The following is a 26,154-nucleotide window of genomic DNA, read 5'->3' on the forward strand; positions in this document are numbered from 1 at the left end:
GCTTAGTGGCTCCCTTGGTTCGCAGCGGCGGACGCGGCGGGCTCGAGGGCGGGGTTGGGATTGCGGACGCGGATGAGGTGCGCGGTGCGCGGGCGGGTGCCCAGCTCGTGGAGCAGCTTGTACGCGCGCTCGTCCTCGTGGAGCTGCGTGACGCGCTGCTGCGGGTCGTTGAGGGAGCCGAAGGTGATGGCCTGCGTGGGGCAGGTCTGCTGGCAGGCCGTCTGCAGCTCCTTCTCATTGATGAGGCGCTTCTCGACGCGGGCGTCGATGCGCACTCGCTCGATGCGCTGGACGCAGTACGTGCACTTCTCCATCACGCCGCGGTTGCGGACGGTGACGTCCGGGTTCATCAGCATCTTCTCGGTGGCCGTCTTGTCCGCCGTGTAGTGCAGGTAGTTGAACCGGCGCACCTTGTACGGGCAGTTGTTCGAGCAGTACCGGGTGCCGACGCAGCGGTTGTACACCATGTCGTTGAGGCCCTCGTCCGAGTGCACGGTGGCGTTCACCGGGCAGACGTACTCGCACGGGGCCTTCTCGCAGTGCACGCACATCACCGGCTGCATGACCATCCGGGGGTCGCTCTCGCTGCCCTCGAAGTAGCGGTCGATGCGCAGCCACTGCATCTCACGGCTCACGGAGACCTGCTGCTTGCCCACGACGGGGATGTTGTTCTCCGCCTGGCAGGCAATCACGCACGCGCTGCAACCGGTGCAGCGGGACAGGTCGATAGCCATGCCCCACTTGTAACCCTGGGGGTTGCTGGGGCCCTTGTTGTAGTCGAAGGCCGGCAGGTTGTCCTGGACGCCGAACTTCAGCTCGCTCTTGACGCGGTGGAGCGTGTGCTGCGTCGCGATGGACGGGTTCTTCAGCTCGGACAGCGGCATGTCCAGCGCCAGCGGGCGGTTCTCCATCCGCCAGTGCGTCTGGGTCAGGCTGAACTTGTAGCTGCCGCGCACCTTGGTGAGCGTGGCGCCGCCGTCGAACCAGGGGGCCTTCACGGTGCGCACCGCGTTGGCGTTGAAGCCCACCGCCTTGGCCACCTGTTCGTGCAGGCCGTCACGGCCGTAGCCCAGCGACATCGTCACCGTGTCGTCCGCGTGGCCGGGGGTAATCCAGACCGGCACGGTCAGCTTGCGGCCGCCGTAGGTCAGCTCCGCCAGGTCACCGGGCTCGAGGCTCAGCCTCTTGGCGGTCTCCGGGCTCAGCAGCGCGGCGTTGTCCCAGGTCATCTTGGTGATGGGGTCCGGGAGCTCCTGCAGCCAGGAGTTGTTGCCGAAGCGGCCGTCGAAGATCTTGTAGTCGTAGACGAAGTTGATCTCGAGCTCGCCCGTGGCGGGGGCCGTGTAGCCCGTCACCAACGAGGAGGCGGCGCCGAAGTCCGGAGCGCCCTGCGCCGGAGCGGCCTGCGTGCCGGGGATGGCACCGTCCGACACCCAGCTCTCCCAGTGGGCCTCGAAGTTAGCCTGGCCCTCGGACTGAGCCTGCCAGTAGTCGCGCAGCATCTGGTACGCGGGGCGGTAGGGCTCGTCGAGGAACATCGCCAGCAGCTCGGACTCCGGCACGCCATTGTAGAGCGGCTGGATGAGCGGCTGGGCAATGGCCACGGTGCCGTCGAACGAACGGCCGTCGCTCCACGTCTCCAGCGGGTGCGTCGCGGGGACGAACCAGTCGGCGTACTGGCTGGTCTCGTCCTCGTAGAGGCCCGTGTAGAGAACGGTGAGGTTGCCGCGGTTGGGGTTGGTCGCCGGGTCCAGCAGCTCCTTCAGACCCGTGTCCGCCGGAACCGAGAACACCGGGTTCCAGCTGGTGATGACCAGCGTGTCCACGCGGCCCGCCGTGATGTCCTCCACCAGCGCGCGGACCTGGCTCAGGCCCTCCTGCTCCGCGATGGACGACTGCACGTACTTCACCGTGGTGCCGGTGTTGCCCAGCGCGGCGTTGATGGCGTGGGCCAGCGCGTGGACCGCCGCCGGCTGACGCTCACCCGCGACCACCAGGGTGCGGCCCGGCTGCGCGGCGCGCAGGTCCGCGACGACGGCCTGCACCCACGCGTTGTGGTCCGACTTCAGCGACGCCTTGTTGGCGGCGGCGCCAGCCAGCGAGGCGGCGGGGCCACCCACGGCCTGGGCAACGGCGGCGGCGACCGCGAGCACGTCCTGCGACTTCACGCGCAGGCGGTGGTCGGCCATGCCGCCGGTGATGGAGAAGCGGGCCTCGGCCACGTAGAGCCGGTTGAGCGGACCGTTGTTCGGGTCGCGGCGGTTGGCGAACTGGCGCGCGTAGCCCAGGTTCTCCGGGCGGCTCTCCAGGAAGTCCGCGTCCAGCGACAGGACGATGTCCGCCTGGGCGAAGTCGTAGACGGCCGAAACGGGCTGTCCGCCGAAGAGCGCGCGGGTCGCCTCGTCCTGCGTGTCGTGCGTCTGCGCGGTGTAGCTGTGGAAGCGCGCGTTCGGCAGCTTCTTCAGGATGCGGCTGCGCAGGTCGCCGGTCAGCGGCGAGTTGCCGGGCTCGGACAGGAAACGCACGCGGCTGCCACCGTCATTGGCGGCGGCCTTGCTGGCGGCGTTGACCAGCTCCTCGCGCAGGACGCGGAGGGCGCGGGGGCTCTTGCCCTGACGGAGCACGCGGGCGCGGCTCGGGTCGTACAGGGACAGGAGGAACGCCTGCTCCCAGGGGCCAGCGGCGCCCTGGTTGACCGGGTGGTCCGGGTTGCCCTCGATCTTCACGGGGCGACCCTCGCGGGCGGTGATGAGCAGACCGGAGGTGTGACCGGCCAGCGTCATGCCGGACGCGTAGTGGAGCGGGTTGCCCGGGACGAGCTCGGGGGGCGTCTTGGTGTACGGCAGGATGCGCTCATCCACCGGACGGGTGCTGCACGCCGTGGCGCCGGCCAGGGCCAGCGAGGCGCCCAGCAGGTGCATGAACTCGCGGCGGGCGAAGCCCGTGGGAGCCAGGTCCGCGCCGACGGGGAACTCCGGCCGCGTCGCTTCCAGGTAGTCGGGCGTGCCGAGCTTCTCCTCCAGGCTGCGCCAGTACGTCTGGCCATAGCCGGGCTCGGAGGGGGAGGCGTTGGCGGCCGCGTGCTCGAGCGCCTCGCCGACAACGTCGGACCTGGCGGCAGGCCGGTCCGTGACGACCGGGAGCGCGAAGGAGGAGGGGGTATCCTGCGACGGGGCGCCGTCGCGCTTCGTGTTCATCGGTGGCATGTGGAGCAGCTCTCGCGCGAGTGGACGTCGTACGCTTCAGCCAACTGGCGGCCAAGCTCAGCGGCCTTGGCCTTGTCTTCGGGCGGGGTCCACGTCATGGACGTGATGAACTCCGCCGGGCGCAGGTGGGGCTCCGGATTGCGGTGGCAATCCAGGCACCAGGCCATGGTGAGCGGCGCGGCCTGCTCCACGGCGGCCATCTGGTCGACGCGGCCGTGGCAGGTGGCGCAGCCAACGCCCTTGGCCACGTGGATGGAGTGGTTGAAGTAGACGAAGTCCGGCAGGTTGTGCACGCGGACCCAGGGGATGGGCTGGTCGGAGAAGAACGCCTTGCGGACCTCGGTGAGGTACGGGCTCTTGTTCCAGACCTGTGCGTGGCAGGACATGCACACCGTGGTGGAGGGGATGCCCGCGGAGGGCGACTCCTCGACCGACCAGTGACAGTACCGACAGTCAATCTGCTCATCACCCGCGTGGTGGCGGTGATCGAACTCGATCGGCTGTTCAATGGGCCGCTGCTGGCCAGTGACGTACGGCGAGCGCACGTAGGCCATGAGACCGCCGATACCGATGGCGGGCACGGCAAGGAGCGCCGCGGCGGACAGCCGCGACACCGTGTTCGTCCAACGTGGGAAGAGAGGGCCGCTCATACCTGGACCATGGGCAAGGGGGCTTCGACAACAGCACTCGTGAAGGGAACGAAAGGCGAGGCGTGGGCGTTACCGGGCACAGGGAGCGGAGGGGCATTCCCGGCCCCACTGGGGCGGGTGGGCGGTAGCTCCTGGCGCACTGAAGGCGAAGCGGACACGTCCAACGAAACCTCTATTAGTAATACCGTGGGCGGGGCCCTCCTCCTCTCCCTGCCCTAATGCGGCGCGGGACCATCGGGCATCGACACGGCAGTGTCAACCATTCTGATATGGCGGCACGGGGATACCACTTCCTCGTGCGAGGGCGGAAAGTCGCGGTCGCGCGGTGATGAATCTCTCTTCTGGAGGGAGGTAGGGACGATTGAGCAAAGCACCCGTCGGGGAGGATCACTCCGGGTGTTTCACGGCTCTTCGTCGGTCTCCGGCTTCCGCCAGTGCGCGAGGCGCCGGGCCAGAAGCCTTTCCACCAGCTCCCGGGCGCGTGCGTCCCGGTGATAACGGGCGTCGTGCCGGGTGCCCTTGCCCTGATTGCACCGGGCGCAGGCCAGACCCAGGTTGGTCAGCGCCTCGGTGCCCCCGGCCGTCTTTGGCAGGATGTGCTCGATGGTGGCGCGGCTGATCGGCTCGCCATCCAGGCCGACCCATAGGTGTGCGTTACAGTGCAAGCACTTGCCGAGCCACGCCTCGCGGTCCCGGTGGTTGGCGCGCTCGAAGGTATTATCCGTTTCGATGATACCCAGTATCTTCCGACGCTTGGCCTGACTCACCCTACACCTCGACGATTGCGGGGCCGGCGAGGGCGAAGATGCGATCGCCGGCGCGGCGGGAGACGTTGACGCCACCGGTGAAGGCGCTGAAGGCCGGGAGCACGCCCACGTCGCGTCCCACATGGAAACAGGGGAGACGCAGTGTGTCGCTCTTGCCGCCCAGTCGCACCATGGGGTGAAGGTGACCTGCCCACACGTAGCGGCCTGACATGGACTGTGGGTGATGGGCGAAGCGGAAGGGGCCTTCGTCGGCGTGGGACTCGCGGACGTCCAGGCGCCAGCGCCCGGGCAGCGTCTCCACGTGCCGATCATGGTTGCCCCGCACCAGGACGCACTCCACCGACGCGTGGGACTCCCGCCACAGGGCCAGCCGGTCCACCAGGGCGGGGGTGAGGCCCTGGCGGGAGTGGATGAGGTCCCCCAGCAGGAGCAGGCGGCGGGCACCGGTGGTGGTGAGCGCCGCGGACAGGCGGGCCAGGTCGTCCTCCAGCACGCCGGTGGGCAGGGGGATGCCGTGCTGCTGGAAGCTCTCCGTCTTGCCCCAGTGCAGGTCCGCCACGGCCAGGGTGCGGGTGTCGGGCCAGTAGAGGGCGCGCTCCGGGAGCAGCTCCAGCAGGGTGCCCTCTATGCGGACCTGGCATCTTCGCGAGTCCATCGCTCCTTCAATCGCTCCACCCGCTCCAGCAGGGACTCGCTCGACAGGCTCGCGCTGATGCGCTCGACGACGAGCGGGAAGCCCAGGGGCGTGGGCCGGCGGACATGGATGCGCTCCACGGGCGCGGCTTGAAGCCGCTCCAAGGTCCGCTCCAGGCGCCCCTCCTCGAATTGTTGCTCCAGCACCTCCCGGCGGGCCTGGACGAGCAGGAGGTTGTCGGGGTCGTATTTGATGAAGACGTCGTGCAGCAGCGACGCGCTGGCCTGGACCTGCCGCGAGGACTTGCGCGCGCCGGGCAGGCCCGGCAGCACCAGCCCGGCGATGCGGGCGATGTCGCGGAACTGGCGCTTTGACAGCTCGCCGACGTTGACGCTCTCCAGGACGTCCGCCTCCAGACGCTCGCGGGTGAAGAGCGCGGGGTGCAGCGCCTCCTCGAAGGGGAAGGGCGTGGGCGTGAGCAGCTCCAGGCCATAGTCATTCACCGACAGGGTGAAGGTGGCCTTGCGCAGGCGCGTCAGCCGCAGTGCCAGCAGCGCCGCCAGTCCTTCGTGCACCAACCGTCCTTCAAAGGGATAGAGGAAGAGATGGTGCCCGTCGCGCGTCTGGCACGTCTCCGCCAGTAGGATGTCCGCCGCGGGGATGCGGGACAGGCGGGCCTGCGCGTCCAGCACGGGCCAGGCCGCGGCCAGTTCGTCCGACGTGACGTCGCCGTGGCGCGCGGTGTCCAGCGTGCGCCGAACGGCCGCGGCCAATGAGCCGGACAAGGGCAGGCGGCTGCCGCCCCAGCGCGGCGTCTGGGTGACTTTCGTCTTCGCGGGCCGCACGTAGGCGGTCATGTCCTGGATGCGGCTGAACTCCAGCTTCTTCCCCGCGAAGATGAAGGTGTCGCCCGGCTTGAGGCGGCTGACGTAGGACTCCTCCACGCTGCCCAGGCGCCCTCCGCTCCAGTAACGCAGTTGCACCACCGCGTCGGAGGTGATGGTGCCGATGTTGAGGCGGTGCATGCGGGCCACGCGCGCGTCCGCGACGACGCAGCGGCCCTCGTGCTCCACCACGCGCCGGAACTCCGGGTAGGCGCGCAGTGTCGGGCTGCCTTCGCGGACCAGGGACAAAGTCCACGCGAACTCCTCGTCGGTGAGGCCGGCGAAGGCCGCCGCGGTGCGCACCTCGTCTCGCAGGGCGTCGGGCGTGAAGCCGCCGCCCAACGCGCACGTCACCAGGTGCTGCGCCAGGACGTCCAGCGGCTTGTCCGGCGGCGTGCGGGCCTCCACCTCGCGGCGCAGGAGCGCGTCCTTGGCGGCGGCCATCTCCACCAGCTCCAGCGCGTGCGTGGGGACGAAGAGGATGTGACACGTGGCGCCCGGGCGGTGGGCGCTGCGGCCCGCGCGCTGCATCGTGCGGCCAATGCCCTTGGGACTGCCCACCTGTACCACGCGCTCCACCGGGCCGAAGTCCACGCCCAGGTCCAGCGACGAGGTGCACACCACGATGCGCAGCGAGCCTTCCTTGAGGCCGCTCTCCACGCGCTCGCGCTCCTCGCGGTCGATGGAGCCATGGTGGAGCGCGATGAGGTGCTCCCACTCCGGGCGGGCGAAGCGCAGGCCTTCGAACCAGCGCTCGGCCTGGGAGCGCGTATTGGTGAAGATGAGCGTGGAGCGCTCCGCGTCCAGCCACGCGCCCACGCGGGCCAGCATGGAGAAGCCCAGGTGGCCCGCCCAGGGGAACGCATCCACGGACTCGGGCAGCAATGTCTCGACAACGACGGGCCGCTCCAACGCCGCGTTCACAATCGTGGGCGTCTGGCCGGTGCCCACGGCGTGACGGGCGGCCTCTTCCAGATTGGCCAGCGTGGCGGACAGCGCCCAGGTGCGCAGGCCCGGCGCGAAGTGGCGCAGGCGGGCCTGCGCCAGCTCCAACTGCGAACCCCGCTTGGAGCCGAGAAGCTCGTGCCATTCATCGACGATGACGGAGCGCAGTGACGCGAACAGCTCCGGGGCCCGCTCATGCGTGAGCAGGACGCACAGCGACTCCGGCGTGGTGATGAGCACCTGCGGCAGGCGCTCCCGCTGACGCTGGCGCACCGACGAGGACGTGTCGCCGGTGCGGCTCTCCACGGTGATGTCCGCGTCCAGCACGGTGAGGGGCTCCCTCAACGCCTTCTCCACGTCCCGGGACACCGCGCGCAGCGGCGTCACGTAGAGGAGTTGAAGCCCTGGCTGTCCATTCGCCGCGACGTCCGCGAGCGGACCCAGGTAGGCCGCGTACGTCTTGCCCGCGCCGGTGGGGACGTGGATGAGCCCGCTTTCGCCGCGCGCATGGGCGGCCCAGGCTTCTTCTTGAAATGGATAGGGCGTCCACCCCTTCGCGCGGAACCAGCCGCGCAGCCGCTCCAGCGGTGGTTCATTCGTTTGAACTCGAGTCGATGCGCGCTGGATGCGGGGGCGCCTGGGCTTGGACGGTGCCTCTGCGTTCAGAGGCTCGGTGGTGGCGCGCAGGGCCTTGCGACTGGCGGCAATCTGCGCCCGCAGCGAGCGGGGTCTACCCGCTGGCATGGAGCAGCTCCTTGAGTGAGTCCAGCGTGTCCGCGTCCTGCGGCTTCTTGTCCGTCCGCCAGCGGGCGATTCGAGGGAAGCGCAGCGCGACGCCCGACTTGTGACGCGGCGAGGACTGGATGCCCTCGAAGTGCAGTTCGAACACCTGTTCAGGTTCCACCGAGCGCACGGGGCCGTACTTCTCCCGCGTGTGCGCGCGAATCCACCGGTCCAGCCGGCCAATCTCCGCGTCCGTCAGGCCGGAGTACGCCTTCGTCACGGGCTGGAGCTCCGTGCCGTTCCACACCGCGAAGGTGTAGTCGGTGTACAGCGACGAGCGCCGACCGTGGCCCGGATGCGCGTACAGCAACACCGCGTCCACCGTGAACGGGTCAATCTTCCACTTCCACCAGTCGCCCCGCTTGCGCCCTGTGAGGTACGGCGACTCCAGGCGCTTGAGCATGAAGCCCTCGACGTTGCGCTCTCGCGCTTCGCCCCGCGCGGTGGCCAGGTCCTCCCAGGTCGCCGCTTGCACGACGGGGGAGACGGGGAGCCGAGGCACGTCTTCCAACAGCGCCTCCAGCTTCGCGCGCCGCACGCGCAGCGGCTGGCTCCGGAGGTCCTCGCCTCCCAGCTCCAGCATGTCGTAGGCGAGGTAGGCCGCGGGCGCTTCGGCCAGCACCTTGGGCGTCAGTTTCTGCCGGCCGATGCGCCGCTGGAGCTGGGCGAAGGGCAGGGGCCTTCCGTCCGCGTAGGCCAACACCTCGCCGTCCAGCACCGTGCCCTCGGGTAGCGCGGCGGCGGCGTCCGCGATTTCGGGGAAGCGCTCGGTGATGAGCTCCTCGCCGCGGCTCCACAGGTGCACGCTGCCCTTGCGGTGGATGAGCTGGCCCCGGATGCCATCCCACTTCCACTCCACCTGCCATTCCGCCCGGTCGCCCAGGTCCCCTGGTGGCTGCTCCAGCGGCGACGCGAGATAGAAGGGGTAGGGCCGGGAGCTGTCGCTATCCGACACGTCCTGGGACACGAGCTGCCGGAAGAAGGTGGGCGAGGGCGTCCACGTCCCCATCAGCCGGTGCGCCACGCTGGGCGCGGGCAGGCCCGCCACCTGCGCCACCGCGCGGACCACCAGCGTGGAGGACACGCCCACCCGCAGTTCGCCGGTGAGCATCTTGTTGAGCAGGAACAATTCACGCCGGGGCATGGCGTGCCACCAGGAAACCACCTGCTCGCGTTGCCCGGCGGCGTCCAGTTGACGCAGCGGCAACAGGCGTTGCTCCAGCCAGACGGACAGGGGCAGCTCCTCGGTCCGCGCCGGGCGCTCACGGGCGTCCAGCAGCAGGGCAATCACCTCCGCCAGGTCACCCACGGAGGCGTAGACCTCCTCGAAGAGCCAACTGGGGATGCGGGTCAGCTCCTGCGTCCACCCCACCAGCAGCTTCGTGGGAATCAGCCGCTTCAGCTTCTGCCCCGTGAGGAAGTAGAGCGCCCACGCCGCGTCCTCCGGGGGCGCTTCCTTGAAGTAGCGCGCGAGCGCTTCCACCTTGGCGTTGGTGGACGTGGTCTGGTCCAGCGTTTCGTAGAGGTCCGCCAGTCGCCGCACGCGTCAGTCCTCCGCTTCGCCTTCGAAGGGCGTGGCCAGGGGCGCGGCGTCCACGCCCTGCTCGCGCAGGTAGTGGGCCAGCGGCTCGGCGTAGCCGTGCGTCACCAGCACGCGCTCCGCCCGGGTGTCCTTCACCGTGCGCAGCAGGTCGGGCCAGTCCGCGTGGTCCGACAGCACGAAGCCGCGGTCGAAGCCCCGGCGGCGGCGGTTGCCTCGAACGCGCATCCAGCCGGACGCGAAGCCGGTTTCGTGCTCACCGAAGCGGCGCATCCACGTGGTGCCGCTCGCGCTCGGCGGCGCCAGCACCAGCGCTCCCGCGAACGAGGTGCCCTTCTCCACCTCCGACACCCGGTGCGTGGGCAGCATGCGGACGCCCGCGTTCCGGTATACGTCCACCAGGGAGTGCAAGGCGCCGTGGACGAACACGGTGCGGTCGGTCAGCTTCGCCAACTCCGCGAGCAGCCGCTGCGCCTTGCCCAGCGCGTAGCAGAACAGCACCGCCGCGCGGCCCAGCGCGCGGTTGGTGTCCCACCAACGCAGGATGTCCTCGGCCACCTGCTCCGTCGCGTCCCAGCGGAAGATGGGCAAGCCGAACGTCGCCTCGGTGATGAAGGTGTGGCAGGGGACGACCTCGAAGGGCGTGCACGTGGGGTCCGGCGCGCGCTTGTAGTCGCCGGACACGACCCAGGTCTCGCCGCCGTGCTCCACACGCAGCTGCGCGCTGCCCAGCACGTGGCCCGCGGGATGGAAGCTGACGGTGACTCCGTTGATGCGCAGCCGTTCGCCGTAGTCGAGCGTGTCGATGGTTGCGTCCGCGCCCAATCTCCGATGGAGCAGTCCCTTGCCCGCCCGGGCGCCCAGATAGCGGTGGCTGCCACTGCGCGCGTGGTCTCCATGCGCGTGGGTGATGAGCGCCCGGTCCACCGGACGCCAGGGGTCGACGTGGAAGCCGCCGGGAACGCAGTAGAGCCCCTGAGGCGTCACCGTCATCAATGGGGCGGAAGGAGCGGCACTCAAAGTCCCATTCAGATAGCGAGGGGCTTGGAGCCGGACCACCCGGGGTAGGACGCCGCCTCACCGGCGGGAACTCCCCGGGCTGCTTCCCGGGCACCCGCTGGCCCGGGGGCTTGCGCGGCGTGGGGAGGAGAATATCGGACCGCTTGGAGGACTCCCCTCGGACGGGGGATAACCCATCCCCCTGCCGTGATGCGTGGTGGGAAGTGAGTCAAAGACGATGGATGCACAGGAGCGGAAGTCAGCCTATCGGCAGCGCGCGGAGCAGGGTGAGGCGGTGCCGGTGTCGGTGGAGCTGCCGGCGGACCTCGATACGCCGCTGTCGGCCTATCTGAAGCTGGGCGGTGGTTCGCGCGGCTTCATCCTCGAGTCGTGTTACGGCGGCGAGCGGTTCGGCCGCTACAGCCACATCGGCGCGGAGCCCGCGGGCCGCGTGCGCTTGGACCGGAACGGTGCCACCTTGTGGCGCGGCTCGCGCGAGGAGCGCCGGGACGGCAATCCCCTGGATGTGCTCCGCCAGCTCTGGCGCGAGCTGGCCGTGGCCCGGCTCCCTGGAGAGGCCCCCTTCCTCGGCGGGCTCGTGGGGTACATGGGCTACAACTGCTTCTCGTGGCTGGAGCCCTCGGTGCCGGACCGGCACCCCAGCGACATCTCCTTCCCGGACTCGGAATGGCTGGTGTGCGAGGACTTCGTCACGCACGACACCCGCACCGGGACGCTCAAGGCCACCGCCATTGCCCGTCCGTCGCTGCACGGCAGCGTGGCCGCCGCGCTGAAGGACGCGGAGGGGCGCGCGCAGGCCATGGCGGATCGGTTGTTGAAACCACTGCCACCAGAGGCCTATGCGCCCGAGCCGCGCATGCGTGGGGACGCGGCGCCTACCGCGTGCTGGGACCGCGCGGGGTATGAGTCGGCGGTGGCTCAGGCGCAGGAGTACATCCGCGCCGGAGACATCTTCCAGGTCGTGCTCGCGCGCCGCTTCGAATCCCGGGGCGCGCCGCCGCCGCTGTCGCTCTACCGCGCGCTGCGGCGGGTGAATCCATCGCCGTACCTTTTCCTCGTGGAGCTGGGCGAGGCCCGCGCGCTGGTGGGCGCGTCGCCGGAGTTGCTGGTGCAGGTGCGCGACGGGGACGTGGTGGTGCGGCCCATCGCCGGCACCCGGCGCCGTGGTGCGTCCGAGGCCGAGGACCTGGCGCTGGAGAAGGAGCTGCTCGCGGACGAGAAGGAGCTCGCCGAGCACATCATGCTGGTGGACCTGGGGCGCAACGACGTGGGCCGCGTGGCGGCGCCTGGCTCGGTGCGCGTCGAGGACATGATGCTCATCGAGCGCTACAGCCACGTGATGCACATCGTGTCGCAGGTGCGCGGCAAGCTCGACGCGAAGTACGACGCGCTGGATGCGCTGGCCAGCACCTTCCCCGCGGGCACGGTGTCGGGCGCGCCCAAGATTCGCGCGATGCAAATCATCGACGAGTTGGAGGTCCAGCGGCGCGGGCCCTATTCGGGCGCGGTGGGCTACCTGTCCTTCTGCGGCACGCTGGACGTGGCGATTGCGCTGCGCACCTTCTTCGTGGACGGAGACCGGACGATGTGGACCTCGGGCGCGGGAGTGGTCGCGGACTCGGTGCCGTCGAAGGAAGCGGACGAGACGGAAGCCAAGGCGGGCGCCATGGCCGCCGCGCTGCGGCTGGCGCGCGAGGGAGGTGGCCGGTGATTCTGGTCATCGACAACTACGATTCCTTCACCTTCAACCTCGTGCAGCTCCTGTACACGCTGGGGGCCGAGGTGAAGGTGGTGCGCAACGACGACCTGGATGCCGAAGGTGTCGCGGCCTCGGGCGCGTCCCACCTGGTGATTTCGCCGGGGCCCTGCACTCCGCACGAGGCGGGCGTCAGCGTGGCGGCCATTGCCCAGTCACGCGTGCCGGTGCTGGGCGTGTGCCTGGGGCACCAGTCCATTGGCGCGGCCTTCGGCGGCAAGGTGGTGCGCGCGCCAGAGCCGGTGCACGGGAAGGCGGCGCACATCCGGCATGGCGGCACGGGGCTCTTCGCCGGGCTCAGCGAGGGCTTCGCGGCGGCGCGCTACCACTCGCTCATCGTGGAGGCGCCGTCACTGCCCGCTGAATTGGAAGCCACCGCGTGGAGCCAGGATGGCCTCATCATGGCGCTGCGCCATCGCGAGCGGCCCGTGGTGGGCGTGCAGTTCCATCCGGAGAGCGTGCTTACACCCGAGGGCCCCGCGCTGGTGCGCAACTTCCTGGAAGGGCGGTTGTAGCTACGCGCGCAGGTGCGTGGTGTCGTTCCACGACACGATGGCCGGGCGGCGCCTGTCGCCGTCATGGCCGAGCACGCTGATGGACGCGGTGCTCAGCAGGAAGAGGCGGCCTTCCCACGGGGGCAGGCCCAGCCACCGCGCCGCGAGCACGCGAAGCAGGTGCCCGTGGGCGAAGATGAGCACGTCCCCGTCCGTCCGGAGCGCGTCGGAGATGACGCTGTCCACGCGAGTGGCGACCTGCGCCGCGGTCTCTCCGTTGGGGACGCCGTTCTTCCAGATGGTCCAGTCGGGCCGCTCGGCGCGAATCTCCGCGCCGGTGCGCCCCTCGTAGTCGCCGTAGTCCCACTCCATGAGGTCCTCACGCAGTTGGGCGTAGTCCCCGTAGCCGGCCAGGGCGCAGGTGTCCGCCGCGCGGCTCAGCGGGCTGGTGTAGACGGTGTCGAAGCGCCAGGCCTTCAGCGGCGCGCCGAGAAGGCGGCCCATCTCCCTTCCGGAGTCCAGGAGCGGAATGTCCGTCCGCCCTGTGTGCCGACCGGCGCGGCTCCACTCCGTCTCTCCGTGCCGGACGAGTACCACCTGTTTCCCGGGGGTCTTCATGGCTCGCATTCTGGCAGGGCCCGGGCTCGTGCGCAGGTGGAAGCCAGAGGGCCCTCGGGGCGTCGGGACTTTCAGTGGGCGATGTAAGTCGCCGGCAGGAGCGTCTTTCCACCCCTGCCGTCGAAGAGGCTGTCCTTCAGGTGCAGGTGGATGACGACGCGTGAGCGTTGCTCCAGGGCGCTGCGCGTCGTCGAGAACTGGATGGTTCCGGCTTGGGCGTTGATGAGGCCTGCCAGGCTGTCTTCCTTGAACGCTCCCACGTCGTCCAAGCGCACGGTGATGTCCACCTGCTTCACGTTCCTGGGCAGGAAGAAGCGCCCCAGGAGGTGGGCGTGGTCCGCGTCCGACAAATCCATGGCGCGTGCGTTGGGCGAGGGCTCGAAGCGGACGGGCTCGCCGAAGGACGTGACCTCGACCTGTCCCATGCCCAGCAGGACCTTCTCGTACTGAGCCGCGTCCTGGCCTTGCAGGCGGATTTCGAAGGCGTCCAGCACGGGGTCTCCCAGCGCCCGCATCAAATCGTCTTCGCTGCTATCGCAGGCACTTGTTCCCAGCGCCACGAGCAGGCCCGGAACCCACCTGGATTGGGATGGAATCTTCATGACCACGCTCCCTCTCAGAACCGAGGTTCCTCGGCGCGCTCCATGGCTCGCAGCGGGTCCACCGCGAAGATTCGTTTTCGCAGCGGGATGGCGGTCCGCTTGCCAGAGTGATTGTGCCGCTCCAGCCGTTGACGCAGCTCTTCCACCCGGCCGGGTTCGAGCGACGCGGGATTCTCCAGCGCGGACAGGGCAGGCGCGCGCGTGTTGAAGACGCGCTCGTTGCAGACCGCCGTCAGCGCTTCGCGCGCCGTCCGGACCTTCAAGGACTCCAGGGCCGTGCGGCGCGTGTTGTTCGCGGCGATGGCGGGGTTGGCCCAGAGGATGCCCAGGGCACCTGGGAGGGTGGAGACTTCGCCGAGCGCGCCGAGGGAGATGGGGCCGTATGCCAGGCACTCCAAGAGGGCGCTCTCGCTGGCGCCGAAGAATCCGCGGTCCCGGGTCGTCGGCTGCGGACGAGGCGAGCCCCAGGAGTAGACGCCACACATCGCGCCGTTCGCGAGCTGGGGCACCGGCCGCGTGAGGAGGCGGGTCAGGTTTCCCGTCGTCACGTCCACGGCATGGAAGCCGCTGACCCTGTGGGTGTCGGGGCCGCTGGTTCCGTAGAGGAAGAGCTCGCCGTCGCGTGTGAAGACGGCGGCGCTCATGACGGGGTTCTCCGCGGACCTGCCGTCAATCTGCGCGGGCTCGGGATGGTCGGTGGCCACGCCCGTGAGCGGGTCGATGCGGGTCAGCCGCTGGGTGGCGTTGTTGAAGGCGTAGAGCTGGCCGTCCCGAGGATTCGTCGCGAAGTCCGCCATCTGGAAGTCTCCCGGGATGGTCACCACTTGCTCGGAGAGGGTGCCCCCGGTGCTGGGGTTGATGCGGATGAGGCGATGGGTGCTGTGCTCGAAGCCGACGTAGGAGCCATCCTTGAGAACGGATCCCGCGGTCCAGATGGCCGAGCGAGGTGCCGAGGTGTCCAGCGGGGCGATGATGCTCGAAGAGCCGGTGGCGTCGATGCGGATGAAGCTGGGCGCGCTGACACCGTCCGAGGCGATGGCGTACAGGATGTTGTCGAAGTGGTTGAACGCCAGCGCGTTGTAGGGAAGCGCGGCTTCACCCTGTAGCGTCAGCGCGCCGGTGGTGGGGTCGAAGATGTAGAGCCGTGAGGGGGCCGCGGGCCGTCCTTCCGGAGAGCGCGAAGCCGTGGAGAGGTAGACGGTGTCGTCACAGAACAGGTCGGGCTGAGGAAGGCAGAGCACGTTGGCCCCCGCCTGGCTGGCGCCTGCGTCCCAGCCGATGCTGAAGGTGCTGGTGAAGGAGACCTCGTGGTTGGGCGTCACGGGGTTCGCATCGTGTATCCCCCATGTGAGACACGCGTCATAGCTCTCCAGCTCGATTTCGCACTGATACGTGACGTGGCCTCCCGCTGGAACCACGAGGGGGGACGTGGGCGAGAGCGTGCAGGACTTCAGCAGGGGCGCGGTCGCGGAGAGCAACTCGGAGGGGAGCGTCGGGTCGATGTTGGTGACGGTGAACGTGAAGCGCAGCGTCTCCGGGTAGGTGGCGACCGTGTATTGCTTGAGCCCGTTCACGAGCTTCTCGGCTCGGAAGTCGTTGGCCCAGGCGTTCGATGCCCAGACGGCGCCAATGAACAGGAGCCCGAGCCATTTCCTATCCATCATGGGGGTCTCCTCGTCCGTCATTGCTGGGGGGACAAGGGACGGCTGCAGTCGATGTGCCAGTTGTTCTCTTATTTATTGTTATTCTTGAGGGCTGATACATGTGCCCTCAAGGGCGCCCGGATGTCGAATGGTGCTGTTTGGGAATGTCATGGGAGTGGCGGGAGGATGTCCCGGGGGACTTGTTCTTGTCCGGAACTTCCAGCCAGATGGGCACGTGACGGCAGGAGGCACTGACGCCGAGGACGGAACGCGGCACCGCGGGTGTGTAAGAATTGCAGGCAGGTGGCTGGCATTCTTTCTGGGATGCATGCGACTTCGAAGCAAGGCCCGGCCGAACGTCGATGCGCTCGGCCGGGCCCGTTCTCAGACCACGACGACTACGGCATCACCGCGATGAACCGGTCCGCGAGGACGTTGTTGTCCTCGCGCAGTTCCTCGAGGTTCTGCCATGGGTCGACGAGGGCGCCCAGGTAGAAGAACCCAGTGGGGCCAGAATCCGGAGGCGTGTTGACCGTCACCTGCGTGTTGCGCGTGACGCACTGCCCGGCGTGCAGAGATTGCACGGTCATCACTCCAATCTGGCTCTGACTGTCGGGGGGGACGCCCGGCCAGCTTTGATAGGGGAATTCGAGCGTGTTGTTGCTCGACAGGTACAGCGCCACATCCATGGAGCCGTTGGTGGGCGCGGTGCCATGGTTGCAGACCTGCACGGTGGCGGTGAAGGTTGTTCCCGTTCTCACGGAGTTGGGGCCGGAGACGGAGGTGACGACCAGGTCTGGCTGGTTGCCCACACCCATGAGTCCGCTGACGAAGATGTTGTTGTCTTCGCGCAGCTCGGCCTGCGCCTGGTTCGAGTCAATGATCGCGCCCAGATACAGCGGGTGATGGGGCTCGGCCTCCTCGGGCAGTTCCACCCACGCGAGGACGGGCTCTGTGGTGCATTGTCCCGGATTCAGGGGCTGCACGTTCCAGGCGCCGATGAGTGCTTGCGTGCGCGGGTAGGGGAAACCTGGTGCATTCCACTGAGGCATCACGACCTGGGCCCGGGTGGAGAAGTACAGGTCCAACTGCACGCTGCCCGATGCCTGGGTGCCCTGATTGCAGACTGTCACCGAGGCAGTGAAGTTGCCGTTGCGTTCCACGCTGACGGGCGCTTGCACCGCGGTGACAATCAGGTCGGGACCGGCGCCAACACCCATGATGTCACCGACGAAGGTGTTGTTGTCCTCGCGCAGCTCACCCGCGAGCAGGTCCGGATTGATGGCCGCGCCGAGATACAAGGGCTGTTCGGGCTGGGCCAGGACAGGAAGGTTCGACCAGGAGGGCACCTGCAGCGTGATGCAATCGTCGATACCCAAGGCGGGGACTCCGAACTCGCCGGCGTACACCTGGCTGGCGGGTATCGGGATTCCCGGGCCGTACCATTCGGGCATGGCCATGCTTGCGTCGGTGGAGAGGTGGACCTCCAGTTCCGTGGGATAGGATTCGGACGTGCCTTGATTGCAGACGGTGACCGTGGCGGTGAACGCGGTGTTGGCTTCGACGCTCGCGGGGCCCGTGAGTGACGTGATGACCAGGTCGGACGCATGGCCCACGCCCATGCGTCCGCTCATGAAGATGTTGTTGTCTTCACGCAGCTCCTCCTGGGATTGCATCCCATCGACCAGGGCACCCAGGTAGAGTTTCTGGTCAGGGGATGTCGCGGGCGGCAGCGTCAGTGTTGCGACAGCGCTTCCCGTGAAGCACCTCCCTGGATTCAGGAGGGGGACACTCAGCTCGCCAATGGGCTGCTGCGTCGGTGGCAGTGGATTGCCGGGTCCACTCCAGCGCGGCATGACGAGCGCCTCTTCCGTGGAGAGGTGGAACTCCACGAGGGTGCTGTTCGAGGGCTCCGTCCCCTGATTGCAAACCGTGACGGTCGGGTGAAACGTCGCGAACGGCCCGACATTCGGAGGCGCCTGCACCGCCGTGATGACAAGGTCAGGGCCATCACCGACGCCGATGATTCCGCTCACGAAGGTGTTGTTGTCCTCGCGCAGTTCGTCGACGTTGCCCCATCCGTTGATGATGGCGCCCAGGTACAGGGGTTGGGCAAACAGTGCGTCGGGTGGCAACTCTGTAGAGGCCTGGATGGATTGGGAAATGCAGTGGCCCGCGTCCAGGTGTGGCACTGAGATGTTGCCGATGGGGGCCTGGGTGACGGGCAGGGGGGAGCCCGAACCGAACCACCGTGGCATTTCCAACGTGGGCAGGGTCGAGAAGTGGAGTTCCAGGTCCGAGGAACTCGCGTAGTCGGTGCCCTGGTTGCAAACCGTCACGGTGGCGGTGAAGGCACTGTGGATTCGCGCGCTTGTCGGAGCGTTGATGGCGGTGACGACGAGGTCCGCCTTGCTCCCTACGCCGATGCGGCCGCGCACGAAGGCGTTGTTCTCCTCGCGGAGCTCCTCGATGGAGTCGTTCGCATCGATGATGGCGCCCAGATAGATGGCCTCGCCGTGCGAGCCGGGCGGGATGTAGGCCGCGCCAGTCACTTGCCCTGTGAAGCAGTGCCCGACGTGCAGGGTGGGGATGCTCACGTCGCCCACGGGCGTTTGACTCCACGGGAGCGGAGTTCCATGCCCGCTCCAATCTGGCAGCACCAGGTGGGGTTCGGTGGACAGATACACCTGCGCCATCGTGGGCTCGGAGGAATAGGTGCCCTGGTTGCAGACGGTCAGGGTGGTCGCGAAGAGGATGCTGTCGCGCACGCTGGCGGGAGCATCGATGGCAGTGACCACCAGGTCAGGACGGTGGCCCAGGCCCATGAAGTCTCCGACGAAGGTGTTGTTGTCTTCGCGGAGTTCATTGTCCTGCGCGTATGGGTCGATGATGGCTCCAAGATTGAACGCCTTGTCGATGTACTCCGCGGGGAAGCTCATCGCGGTAGCAAGGGTGGAGATCGTCCTGCACTCGCCCGCATCCAACGATGGCACCTGGTGCATCCCAATGGAGAACGCCGTATGCGGGTCGGCGTTGTAAGGCGAGCCCCCCTGAATCGGAGCATTCAGGAAGGCATGCGCGGCCAGGTAGAACTCCACCTGGGTGTTCTGTGAGGCCACGGTGCCCTGATTGCAGATGCGGGCGGTGACAGGCACGTCGCCAGGCATGCTGCTGGCGGGGCCCTTCACGGAGGTGATGGCCAGGTCCGGCCCGTTGCCGAGACCCATTTGCTCACCGACAAAGGCATTGTTGTCCTCGCGAAGCTCCACGATGTTCGACCTGGGGTCGACAATGGCGCCCACGTAGAATGCTTGGAGTTGGGGTGGCGCACCCAGGGGCCGGTCCAGGGTGATGGGCTCCTCGCGTGTGACGCAACGCCCTGCTTCGACGCTGGAGAGGCCGAATCCGCCGACCTTGAACTGGGTCCCGTGTAGCAGTCCCCCCATGGCAGGCGAGTCCAGCGTCGGCACCATGGACAGGTAGATATCCACCGGGACCGCCGAGGCAGCGACGGTCCCCTCGTTGCATACCGTGACGCTGACAGGGGCCCAAGATGCCGAAGGGGCCACGCTGGCCGGAGCACGAACCGCGGTCACGACGAGGTCCGGGCGCGCACCTGCGCCGATGAGTCCCTGGGTGAAGGCGTTATTGTCCTCACGCAGTTCAGGGATGTCTTGCGTGGAATCGATGATGGCGGCCAGGAAGAGGGCGCCATCCACGGGTGCGCCGGCTGGGAACGTCGCGGCGCCCTGGACGTTGCGAGTGATGCAAATGCCAGGGTTCAGGAGGGGCACATCCGTCTGGCCCACCCGTTCCTGTCCCGGCGGCGGTGGGCTGCCGCTGCCTGGCACGGTGACGTTGCCATCCACGGAGAGGTACAGCTCGAGCGAGCTGGGATTCGCGGGCAGCGTGCCGTGGTTGCAAACCCTCACGGAGGCGCCCAGCAGGTCTCCGCTTTGGATGCTGGTGGGGGCGTGCACCGAGGTGACGACGAGGTCCGGTCCCGCTCCCATGGCGACGAGGTCCCCCACGAAGACGTTGTTGTCCTCGTTGAGTTCCGTGGAGAACTCGGGCGTATCGGCGATGGCGCCCAGGTAGAGCGGCTGACCAGGTGTCGCGCCGGGCGGCAATATCACCGGGAAAGAGGCGTGGCGGATGGCACAGTGGGCCGGGAGCAGTTCGGGCACTTCCACCGTTCCCTGTGAGGCCTGATTCGTGGGGGGAGGTCCGCCCGTCGTTGGAAGTGACAGCGTGCCGTTCGTGGAGAGGTAAAGCTCCACGATGGTGTCGTCCGACACGTTGGTGCCTTGGTTGCACACCTTGAGCGTCGATGCGACCGTCCCGCTGTCCGTGACGCTCGTGGGGCCACGAAGCTCCGTGACGACGAGGTCCGGCCGGTTTCCGATGCCCAGCGCGGTCACCGCGGTGTTGTTGGCCTCGTCCAGTTCGACGAGGGTCTGGTGCACGTCGGTGATGGCTCCGAGGTAGTAGATTCCGTCCGTTTGGGGCCCCGGCAGCGTAGCGGAGCCGGTGAAGGCTCGCGTCTCGCAGTGGCCGGCCGCCAGCGCGCTGACCTCCAGCGTGGCGAGGAGCACCTGGTCCGTCGGGGGTGGCAAGCTCGGGTCGGGCCAGGAGAGCGTGCCATCCATGGACAGGTACAAGTCCGTCTGGATGGGACCTATGGGGCTCTGCGCGGGCGCTGTGCCTTCGTTGCAGACCTTCACGATGGTCGTGAAGGGCTCACCGAACCGAATACTGCTGGGGCCTCGTAGCTCTCGAACCACGAGGTCGGGGCCAAAGCCCCGGCTTTGCGGCTGACTCCTGAGCTGTTCGGGCTCGGTGGGCGCCGCGTTGCCCCCACAGCCCGTTCCCGCCAACAGACCTGCTGTCAGCAGGAACGTCCTGCTCCAAGACGGCCTTCGCCGTTGCTGCATGTTGCCTCCGGAGGAATGTCCTCGCGCAAGTGCCCGCCTGATGCGGGCACATGCGGAGAGCCGGAGTGCTTATACGGGGTGTGGGATTATCCCTGAATTTTCAGCTTGGAGAGAGCGTTTGCAGCCGCGCCTCAGCGTCGCAGCCCGCGCTTGATGTCGGCGCAGAGCGCCTTCGCCGCCTCGAGGCCCTCGGTGTGCGCGGCACGCACCAGCGCGCTGCCCACCACGACGCCGTCCGCATGGGCAGACAGCATGCGTGCCTGTTCCGCCGTGGAGATGCCAAAGCCTGCCACCACGGGCACGGTCGCGGCCTTGCGCACCAAATCCAATCGCTGTGAAAGGTCCGGCGGCAGCTCCGCGCGCATGCCCGTCACGCCCGACACGGACACGCAATAGACAAAGCCACGGCCATCCTTCGCGATGGCCTGCGCCCGCGCCGGGGGCGTCGTGGGGGCGCACAGGGGAATCAGGTCCATGCCCTCCGCGTCGAACGTGGCGCGCAGGCTCGCGCTCTCCTCGGGCGGCAGGTCGGGGAGGATGGTTCCAGACACGCCGCGCTCGCGTGCGAGCTTCGCGTAACGCGCCTCGCCCATGGCCATGATGAGGTTGACGTACGTCATGATGACCAGCGGCGTCTGGGGACATCGCTTGCGTACCGCCGGCACCACCTCGTCCAGCACGCGCTTGAGCGTGGAGCCGGCCTTGAGCGCTCGCTCCGCCGCGCCCTGGATGACGGGGCCGTCGGCGATGGGGTCGCTGAACGCCACGCCAATCTCCAGCACGTCCGCGCCGCCCTCGACCAGCGCGGCGAACACGTCCACCGAACGGGGCAGGTCCGGGTCGCCCGCCATGGCATAGGTCACCAGTACGCCTTCGCCCCGTGCCTTCGCCTGGGCGAAAGTCCGTGCAATCTCGCCGCTCATGCCTTCACCCCCACCGGCGGAGGCACGCCCCGCGCGGAAATCGTGGCCACGTCCTTGTCTCCGCGGCCCGAGCAATTGATGACCAGGTGCTTGCCCGCCCCCAGCTCACGCGCCAGCTCCCGGCCGCGCGCGAAGGCGTGGGACGTCTCCAGCGCGGGGAGGATGCCTTCCAGGCGCGCCACCTCGTAGAAGGCCGCCAGCGCCTCGTCGTCCGTGGCGATGCGGACCTCCATGCGGCCCGTCTTCGCCAGGTGCGCCAGCTCCGGGCCCACGCCGGGATAGTCCAGGCCCGCGGAGATGCTGTGCGCCTCCTGAATCTGGCCGTCCTCGTCCTGGAGCACCAGCGAGCGCGAGCCGTGCAGCACGCCCTCTGTCCCCAGCGTCAGCGAAGCGCCGTGCTGCTTCGTATCCAGGCCGTGGCCTCCCGCCTCCACGCCCACCAGCCGCACGCTGGCGTCGCCAATGAACGGGTGCAGCACGCCAATGGCATTCGAGCCGCCCCCGACGCACGCGATGATGGCATCCGGCAGGCCGCCAAAGGCCGCCTGGGCTTGCGTCCGCAGCTCGCGGCCGATGACGGTCTGGAAGTCACGCACCACCGTCGGATACGGATGCGGCCCCGCCGCGCTGCCGATGACGTAGTGCGTGTCCGACACCTGCGACACCCAGGTGCGCATGGCCTCGTTCATCGCGTCCTTCAGCGTGCGCGAGCCGGACTCCACCGGCCGTACCACCGCGCCCAGCGCGCGCATGCGGAAGACGTTGAGCGCCTGCCGCTCCACGTCCAGCGCGCCCATGTACACCTCGCAGGGCAGGCCGAAGAGCGCGCACGCGGTGGCGGTGGCGACGCCGTGCTGGCCCGCGCCCGTCTCCGCGATGATGCGCTTCTTGCCCATCCGCTTGGCGAGCAGCACCTGACCCACGGTGTTGTTGATTTTGTGCGCACCGGTGTGCGCCAGGTCCTCGCGCTTGAGCCACACATTCGCGCCGCCCCAGGCCTCCGTGAGGCGCCGGGCGGGCGTCAGCGTGGTGGGGCGGCCCACGTACTCGCGCAGCACGCGGGCGACCTCCTCGCCGAAGGCCGGGTCCGCGCTCGCCGTGGCGTAGGCCTCTTCCAGCTCCTGCAGCGCGGGAACCAGTGTCTCCGGAACGTAGCGTCCGCCGTAGCGCCCGAAGCGGCCGGCGGCAGTCTCCGTGGTCATGTCTGTCACTCCCAGAGGTTGATGGACTTCGCGGCGCGCACGAAGGCGCGCACCGCTTCCACGTCCTTGATGCCAGGGGCGGATTCCACGCCACTGGCCACATCCACGCCGTACGGCCGCGTCGCGCGCACCGCCTCGGCCACGTTGGAGGGCCGCAGGCCTCCCGCCACCAGCACGGGCACGCCGCTTCCCGCCAGCCCCGCGACGAGCGACCAGTCGAAGCCCACGCCGCCGCCGCCATACCCCGGCGCCGCGCCGTCGAGCAGCAGCCCCGCGACGTCTCCTACGCCCACATACGTCCGAGCCCGGACCACGTCTTCCGGCCCCGTGACTCGCAGCGCCTTGATGACAGGCACCCCGTACCCCGAACAGGCCTCCGGGGGCTCGTCCCCATGGAGCTGCACGGCCGTGAGGCCACAGGCGCGCACCGTCTCCCGGATGGTGTCCGGCGCCGCGTTGACGAACACGCCCAGCACCGTGCCCAGGGGAGGCCGCGTACGGGCCAGGGCCGCCGCCGTGGGGAGGTCCAGGTAGCGGGGGGACTTCGGGTAGAAGTTGAGGCCCAGCGCGTCCACGCCTGCCTCCCACGCGGCCACCGCGTCGGACAGGCGCGTGACGCCGCACACCTTCACGCGGACACTCATGGCGCCGCGTCCTTCACCCCGAGCAGCCTCCGCAGCGCGTGTCCGGGGTCGGGCTCTCGAAGCAGGGACTCACCCACCAGGACGGCGTCCGCTCCCGCTTCCTGCGCCGCCACCAGGTCCGCCAGGGACTTGAGGCCGCTCTCCGCCACCAGCACCCGGGCCCGGGAGCGCAGGTTCGGCATCACCCGCAGGGCCGTGCCCGTGTCCGTCTTCAGCGTGGCGAGGTTGCGGTTGTTGATGCCCACCAGCTTCGCGCCCGCGGCCAGCGCGCGCTCGGCGTGCGCCTCCGTGTGGGCTTCCACCAGCGCGGCCACGCCCACCGCTTTCGCGGTGGCGACCATCTCCCGCAGCTCGCCATCCTCCAGCGCGTCGGCGATGAGCAGCACCGCGTCCGCGCCCCACTGCGCGCTCTCCTCCACCTCGCGCGCCGCCACGAGGAAGTCCTTGCGCAGCACGGGCAGCGACACCGCCGCCCGCACGGCCACGAGGTCCTCCAGGCTGCCGCCGAAGTCCGGCCCATCCGTCAGCACGCTGATGGCACTGGCGCCCGCGGCTTCATAGGCTCGGGCCACCGCCACCACGTCCGCGTGGGGGAAGTCCCCGCCCGAAGGGCTCTTGCGCTTCACCTCCGCGATGACGCTCACTCGCCGCCCGGAGCGGTGGGTCACCAGCCCCTGGGCGAAGTCGCGGGGCGTGGGCCGGGGGCGAGGTGCCATGGGCGGACGCGCTTCAAGTTCCTGGCGTTTGCGCGCCATGATGCGGTCCAACGTTCCCGTCGTGCTCATGACAAGCCCCCTTCGATGAGGGCGGAGAGCTTGTTGCGGGCCGCGCCCGAGTCGATGGCCTGCTCCGCCTTCCGCACGCCGTCACGCAGGTCCGCCGCCAGTCCCACGACGACGAGCGCCGCCGCCGCGTTGAGCAGCACCGCCGTGCGCAGCCCCGAGCGCTCGCCGTCCAGCAGCGCGCGCAGCCGCTGGGCGTTCTCCTCCGCGTCGCCACCCGCGATGGCCTCACGAGGCACTACGTCCAGCCCCGCGTCCTGGGGCGACACCGTGAAGGTGTGGACCGTGCCGTCCTCGCGCAGCTCCGCGACCTGCGTGGCGCTGCACGGGGAGATTTCATCCAGCCCGTCATGGCCGTGCACCACCCACGCGCGGCGGCTGCCGAGCCGGCCCAGCACGCGCGCCGTCTGCTCCACGCGCTTGCCGTCGAACGTTCCCAGGAGCTGGTAGCGCGCGCCCGCCGGGTTCGTCAGCGGCCCCAGCAGGTTGAACACGCTGTGGAACCCCATGTCCCGCCGCGCCTGCGCCACGTGCCGCAGGGCCCCGTGGTGCGAGGGCGCGAAGAGGAAGCCCACGCCGTGCTCGTCGATGTCCCTGGCCACGCGCTCGTGCGGACGCTCCATGGAGACGCCCAGCGCCGCCAGCACGTCCGCGCTGCCACAGCGGCTGGAGACCGCGCGGTTGCCATGCTTGGCCACCGTCACTCCGGCCCCGGCGGCCACGAAGGCCACCGCGGTGGAGATGTTGAAGGTGTGCGCGCCGTCGCCACCGGTGCCGCAGGTGTCGAGCACCACGTCGGCACGCGGGGACAGCTTCGCCGCGCAGGCCCGCATGGCCTCCGCCGCGCCGAGGATTTCATCCTCCGTCTCACCCTTCATCTTCAGCGCTGTCGCCAGCGCGCCAACCTGGGCAGGCGAAGCCTCCCCGGCGAGCATCAGACCCATGATGCGGGTCATCTCCTCGCGGGTGAGGTCGCGCCGGCCCACCACCTTGCCCAGCGCTTCCTTGAGTGTCATGGCCTATCCCAGCCTGACCACTTCGCGGCCCATCGCCTGGGCGATGGCGCGGACCTCGTTCATGGACTTCTCGAACTCGGAGAAGTCCAGCGACTGGGCGCCGTCCGACTTCGCGCGCGGCGGGTCGGGGTGCACCTCGACGATGATGCCGTCCGCCCCCACCGCCGTCGCCGCGCGCATCATCGCCGGCACCGCCTTGCGCACGCCGATGCCGTGCGACGGGTCCACGAAGACGGGCAGGTGCGAGAGCGCCTTCAGCATGGGCACCGCGTTGAGGTCCAGCGTGTTGCGCGTCATCGTTTCGAAGGTGCGGATGCCGCGCTCGCAGAGGATGACCTGCGTGTTGCCGCGGGCGACGATGTACTCGGCCGCCATCAGCAGTTCCTTGATGGTGGCGCTCATGCCGCGCTTGAGCATCACCGGCTTGCGCAGGTCCCCCACGGCCTCCAGCAGGCTGAAGTTCTGCATGTTGCGCGCGCCAATCTGAAGGATGTCCGTGGTGTCGGCGACGGCCTGGAGCGTCGCGGTGTCCTTCACCTCGGTGGTGACGAGCAGGCCCGTCTCCTGGCGCGCCTCGGCCAGCAGCGCCAGGCCGTCACCCTTGAGGCCCTGGAACTCATAGGGGCTGGTGCGCGGCTTGAACGCACCGCCACGCAGCATGGTGGCACCCGCCTTCTTCACCGCGTGGGCGGTGGAGAGAATCTGCTCGCGCGACTCCACCGAGCACGGGCCGGCGATGACGTGGAAGGCGGAGCCGCCAATCGTCAGGTCGCCGATGCGCAGCTGCGTGTCGTCCGGCTTCACCTCGCGGCTGACGAGCTTGAACGGCTGGGAGATGGCCACGGCGTCAGCGACGCCAGGGAGCACGCGGAAGGGCTCCGGTTCCACCGCGCCCGGGTTTCCGGTGATGCCAACGGCCGTGCGAGTGCCCCCTGGAATCGCGTGCGGTTGCCAACCACGGCGGCGGATCTCGTCGTTCACACGCTCGATGTCCTGGGCCGTCGCGTCGGGTCGCATCACGATCAACATGGGGCTGCCTGCTTTCTCTCGCTCCGAGGGGTGCTGTGGGCCGGGAGCATTCCGGCGCTTGGTTGCATGGGTGGGACGGGCA

Annotated in this window: 19 protein-coding genes; 2 read left to right on the top strand and 17 right to left on the bottom strand. The window is 68.9% G+C overall.

The features are described 5' to 3' along the window. Positions 1–2 precede the first annotated feature (2 nt). From FMQ63_RS26825 to FMQ63_RS26855, 7 genes are all read right to left on the bottom strand, one after another. Positions 3–3,197 carry a TAT-variant-translocated molybdopterin oxidoreductase gene (locus FMQ63_RS26825; RefSeq protein WP_011556028.1) on the bottom strand — a complete coding sequence of 1,065 codons (3,195 nt, stop codon included), beginning with the start codon at positions 3,195–3,197 and terminating at the stop codon, positions 3–5. Then, on the bottom strand, positions 3,194–3,856 hold the full coding sequence (locus FMQ63_RS26830) for a cytochrome c3 family protein (protein ID WP_011556027.1): 663 nt from the start codon (positions 3,854–3,856) through the stop codon (positions 3,194–3,196). Before FMQ63_RS26830 ends, FMQ63_RS26825 begins: the two co-directional genes overlap by 4 nt. Before the next feature lie 401 nt (positions 3,857–4,257). After that, a complete protein-coding gene (locus tag FMQ63_RS26835; RefSeq protein WP_011556026.1) occupies positions 4,258–4,623 on the bottom strand; it encodes an HNH endonuclease in 366 nt (121 codons plus the stop codon). A gap of 1 nt (position 4,624) precedes the next feature. Then, positions 4,625–5,278: a ligase-associated DNA damage response endonuclease PdeM gene (gene pdeM / locus FMQ63_RS26840; RefSeq protein ID WP_011556025.1), complete on the bottom strand. Its 654-nt coding sequence runs from the start codon at positions 5,276–5,278 to the stop codon at positions 4,625–4,627. Further along, on the bottom strand, positions 5,248–7,830 hold the full coding sequence (locus tag FMQ63_RS26845) for a ligase-associated DNA damage response DEXH box helicase (protein ID WP_011556024.1): 2,583 nt from the start codon (positions 7,828–7,830) through the stop codon (positions 5,248–5,250). The genes pdeM and FMQ63_RS26845 overlap by 31 nt, the downstream gene beginning before the upstream one ends. Further along, positions 7,817–9,412, bottom strand: a complete 1,596-nt coding sequence (locus FMQ63_RS26850) for an ATP-dependent DNA ligase (RefSeq protein ID WP_011556023.1) — start codon at positions 9,410–9,412, stop codon at positions 7,817–7,819. The genes FMQ63_RS26845 and FMQ63_RS26850 overlap by 14 nt, the downstream gene beginning before the upstream one ends. A gap of 3 nt (positions 9,413–9,415) precedes the next feature. Next, a complete protein-coding gene (locus tag FMQ63_RS26855) occupies positions 9,416–10,468 on the bottom strand; it encodes a ligase-associated DNA damage response exonuclease (RefSeq protein WP_011556022.1) in 1,053 nt (350 codons plus the stop codon). Between the two features lie 178 nt (positions 10,469–10,646). On the opposite strand from FMQ63_RS26855, the gene FMQ63_RS26860 reads away from it, so the two are divergent. Next, on the top strand, positions 10,647–12,140 hold the full coding sequence (locus FMQ63_RS26860) for an anthranilate synthase component I (RefSeq protein WP_011556021.1): 1,494 nt from the start codon (positions 10,647–10,649) through the stop codon (positions 12,138–12,140). Continuing rightward, complete coding sequence (locus tag FMQ63_RS26865; RefSeq protein ID WP_011556020.1) at positions 12,137–12,700, top strand: aminodeoxychorismate/anthranilate synthase component II; 564 nt, start codon at positions 12,137–12,139, stop codon at positions 12,698–12,700. The genes FMQ63_RS26860 and FMQ63_RS26865 overlap by 4 nt, the downstream gene beginning before the upstream one ends. Here FMQ63_RS26865 and FMQ63_RS26870 read toward each other — a convergent pair whose 3' ends face one another. The 10 genes from FMQ63_RS26870 to aroF all read right to left on the bottom strand — a co-directional run bounded on the left by FMQ63_RS26870 (position 12,701) and on the right by aroF (position 26,072). Further along, a complete protein-coding gene (locus tag FMQ63_RS26870; RefSeq protein ID WP_011556019.1) occupies positions 12,701–13,306 on the bottom strand; it encodes a histidine phosphatase family protein in 606 nt (201 codons plus the stop codon). 62 nt (positions 13,307–13,368) lie between these two features. Continuing rightward, a complete protein-coding gene (locus tag FMQ63_RS26875; RefSeq protein WP_216609242.1) occupies positions 13,369–13,899 on the bottom strand; it encodes a hypothetical protein in 531 nt (176 codons plus the stop codon). 14 nt (positions 13,900–13,913) lie between these two features. Next, on the bottom strand, positions 13,914–15,563 hold the full coding sequence (locus tag FMQ63_RS26880; RefSeq protein WP_225909502.1) for a hypothetical protein: 1,650 nt from the start codon (positions 15,561–15,563) through the stop codon (positions 13,914–13,916). Between the two features lie 377 nt (positions 15,564–15,940). Continuing rightward, positions 15,941–20,326 (bottom strand): CARDB domain-containing protein, encoded by a 4,386-nt coding sequence (locus FMQ63_RS26885; RefSeq protein WP_020478861.1) that lies wholly within the window; start codon positions 20,324–20,326, stop codon positions 15,941–15,943. Between the two features lie 281 nt (positions 20,327–20,607). Then, positions 20,608–21,399 carry a tryptophan synthase subunit alpha gene (gene trpA / locus FMQ63_RS26890; RefSeq protein WP_011556015.1) on the bottom strand — a complete coding sequence of 264 codons (792 nt, stop codon included), beginning with the start codon at positions 21,397–21,399 and terminating at the stop codon, positions 20,608–20,610. Beyond that, positions 21,396–22,601 carry a tryptophan synthase subunit beta gene (trpB, locus tag FMQ63_RS26895; protein ID WP_011556014.1) on the bottom strand — a complete coding sequence of 402 codons (1,206 nt, stop codon included), beginning with the start codon at positions 22,599–22,601 and terminating at the stop codon, positions 21,396–21,398. The genes trpA and trpB overlap by 4 nt, the downstream gene beginning before the upstream one ends. 5 nt (positions 22,602–22,606) lie before the next feature. Next, positions 22,607–23,245 carry a phosphoribosylanthranilate isomerase gene (locus FMQ63_RS26900; RefSeq protein WP_011556013.1) on the bottom strand — a complete coding sequence of 213 codons (639 nt, stop codon included), beginning with the start codon at positions 23,243–23,245 and terminating at the stop codon, positions 22,607–22,609. Then, a complete protein-coding gene (locus FMQ63_RS26905) occupies positions 23,242–24,030 on the bottom strand; it encodes an indole-3-glycerol-phosphate synthase (RefSeq protein WP_011556012.1) in 789 nt (262 codons plus the stop codon). The genes FMQ63_RS26900 and FMQ63_RS26905 overlap by 4 nt, the downstream gene beginning before the upstream one ends. Continuing rightward, positions 24,027–25,043 carry an anthranilate phosphoribosyltransferase gene (gene trpD / locus FMQ63_RS26910; protein WP_011556011.1) on the bottom strand — a complete coding sequence of 339 codons (1,017 nt, stop codon included), beginning with the start codon at positions 25,041–25,043 and terminating at the stop codon, positions 24,027–24,029. Before trpD ends, FMQ63_RS26905 begins: the two co-directional genes overlap by 4 nt. A gap of 3 nt (positions 25,044–25,046) precedes the next feature. Beyond that, entirely contained in the window at positions 25,047–26,072 is a 1,026-nt protein-coding gene (gene aroF / locus FMQ63_RS26915) for a 3-deoxy-7-phosphoheptulonate synthase (RefSeq protein WP_011556010.1), read from the bottom strand. Positions 26,073–26,154: the final 82 nt, after the last annotated feature.

The organism is Myxococcus sp. CA005 (assembly GCF_006518205.1).
GTDB lineage: Bacteria > Myxococcota > Myxococcia > Myxococcales > Myxococcaceae > Myxococcus > Myxococcus xanthus.

Bases quoted from the DNA above. Each gene is read 5' to 3' on its own strand.
- FMQ63_RS26825 (WP_011556028.1), bottom strand. From the start codon at position 3,197: ATGAACACGAAGCGCGACGGCGCCCCGTCGCAGGATACCCCCTCCTCC.
- FMQ63_RS26830 (WP_011556027.1), bottom strand. From the start codon at position 3,856: ATGAGCGGCCCTCTCTTCCCACGTTGGACGAACACGGTGTCGCGGCTG.
- pdeM (WP_011556025.1), bottom strand. From the start codon at position 5,278: ATGGACTCGCGAAGATGCCAGGTCCGCATAGAGGGCACCCTGCTGGAG.
- FMQ63_RS26845 (WP_011556024.1), bottom strand. From the start codon at position 7,830: ATGCCAGCGGGTAGACCCCGCTCGCTGCGGGCGCAGATTGCCGCCAGT.
- FMQ63_RS26860 (WP_011556021.1), top strand. From the start codon at position 10,647: ATGGATGCACAGGAGCGGAAGTCAGCCTATCGGCAGCGCGCGGAGCAG.
- FMQ63_RS26870 (WP_011556019.1), bottom strand. From the start codon at position 13,306: ATGCGAGCCATGAAGACCCCCGGGAAACAGGTGGTACTCGTCCGGCAC.
- FMQ63_RS26875 (WP_216609242.1), bottom strand. From the start codon at position 13,899: ATGAAGATTCCATCCCAATCCAGGTGGGTTCCGGGCCTGCTCGTGGCG.
- FMQ63_RS26880 (WP_225909502.1), bottom strand. From the start codon at position 15,563: ATGATGGATAGGAAATGGCTCGGGCTCCTGTTCATTGGCGCCGTCTGG.
- trpA (WP_011556015.1), bottom strand. From the start codon at position 21,399: ATGAGCGGCGAGATTGCACGGACTTTCGCCCAGGCGAAGGCACGGGGC.
- trpB (WP_011556014.1), bottom strand. From the start codon at position 22,601: ATGACCACGGAGACTGCCGCCGGCCGCTTCGGGCGCTACGGCGGACGC.
- FMQ63_RS26900 (WP_011556013.1), bottom strand. From the start codon at position 23,245: ATGAGTGTCCGCGTGAAGGTGTGCGGCGTCACGCGCCTGTCCGACGCG.
- FMQ63_RS26905 (WP_011556012.1), bottom strand. From the start codon at position 24,030: ATGAGCACGACGGGAACGTTGGACCGCATCATGGCGCGCAAACGCCAG.
- trpD (WP_011556011.1), bottom strand. From the start codon at position 25,043: ATGACACTCAAGGAAGCGCTGGGCAAGGTGGTGGGCCGGCGCGACCTC.
- aroF (WP_011556010.1), bottom strand. From the start codon at position 26,072: ATGTTGATCGTGATGCGACCCGACGCGACGGCCCAGGACATCGAGCGT.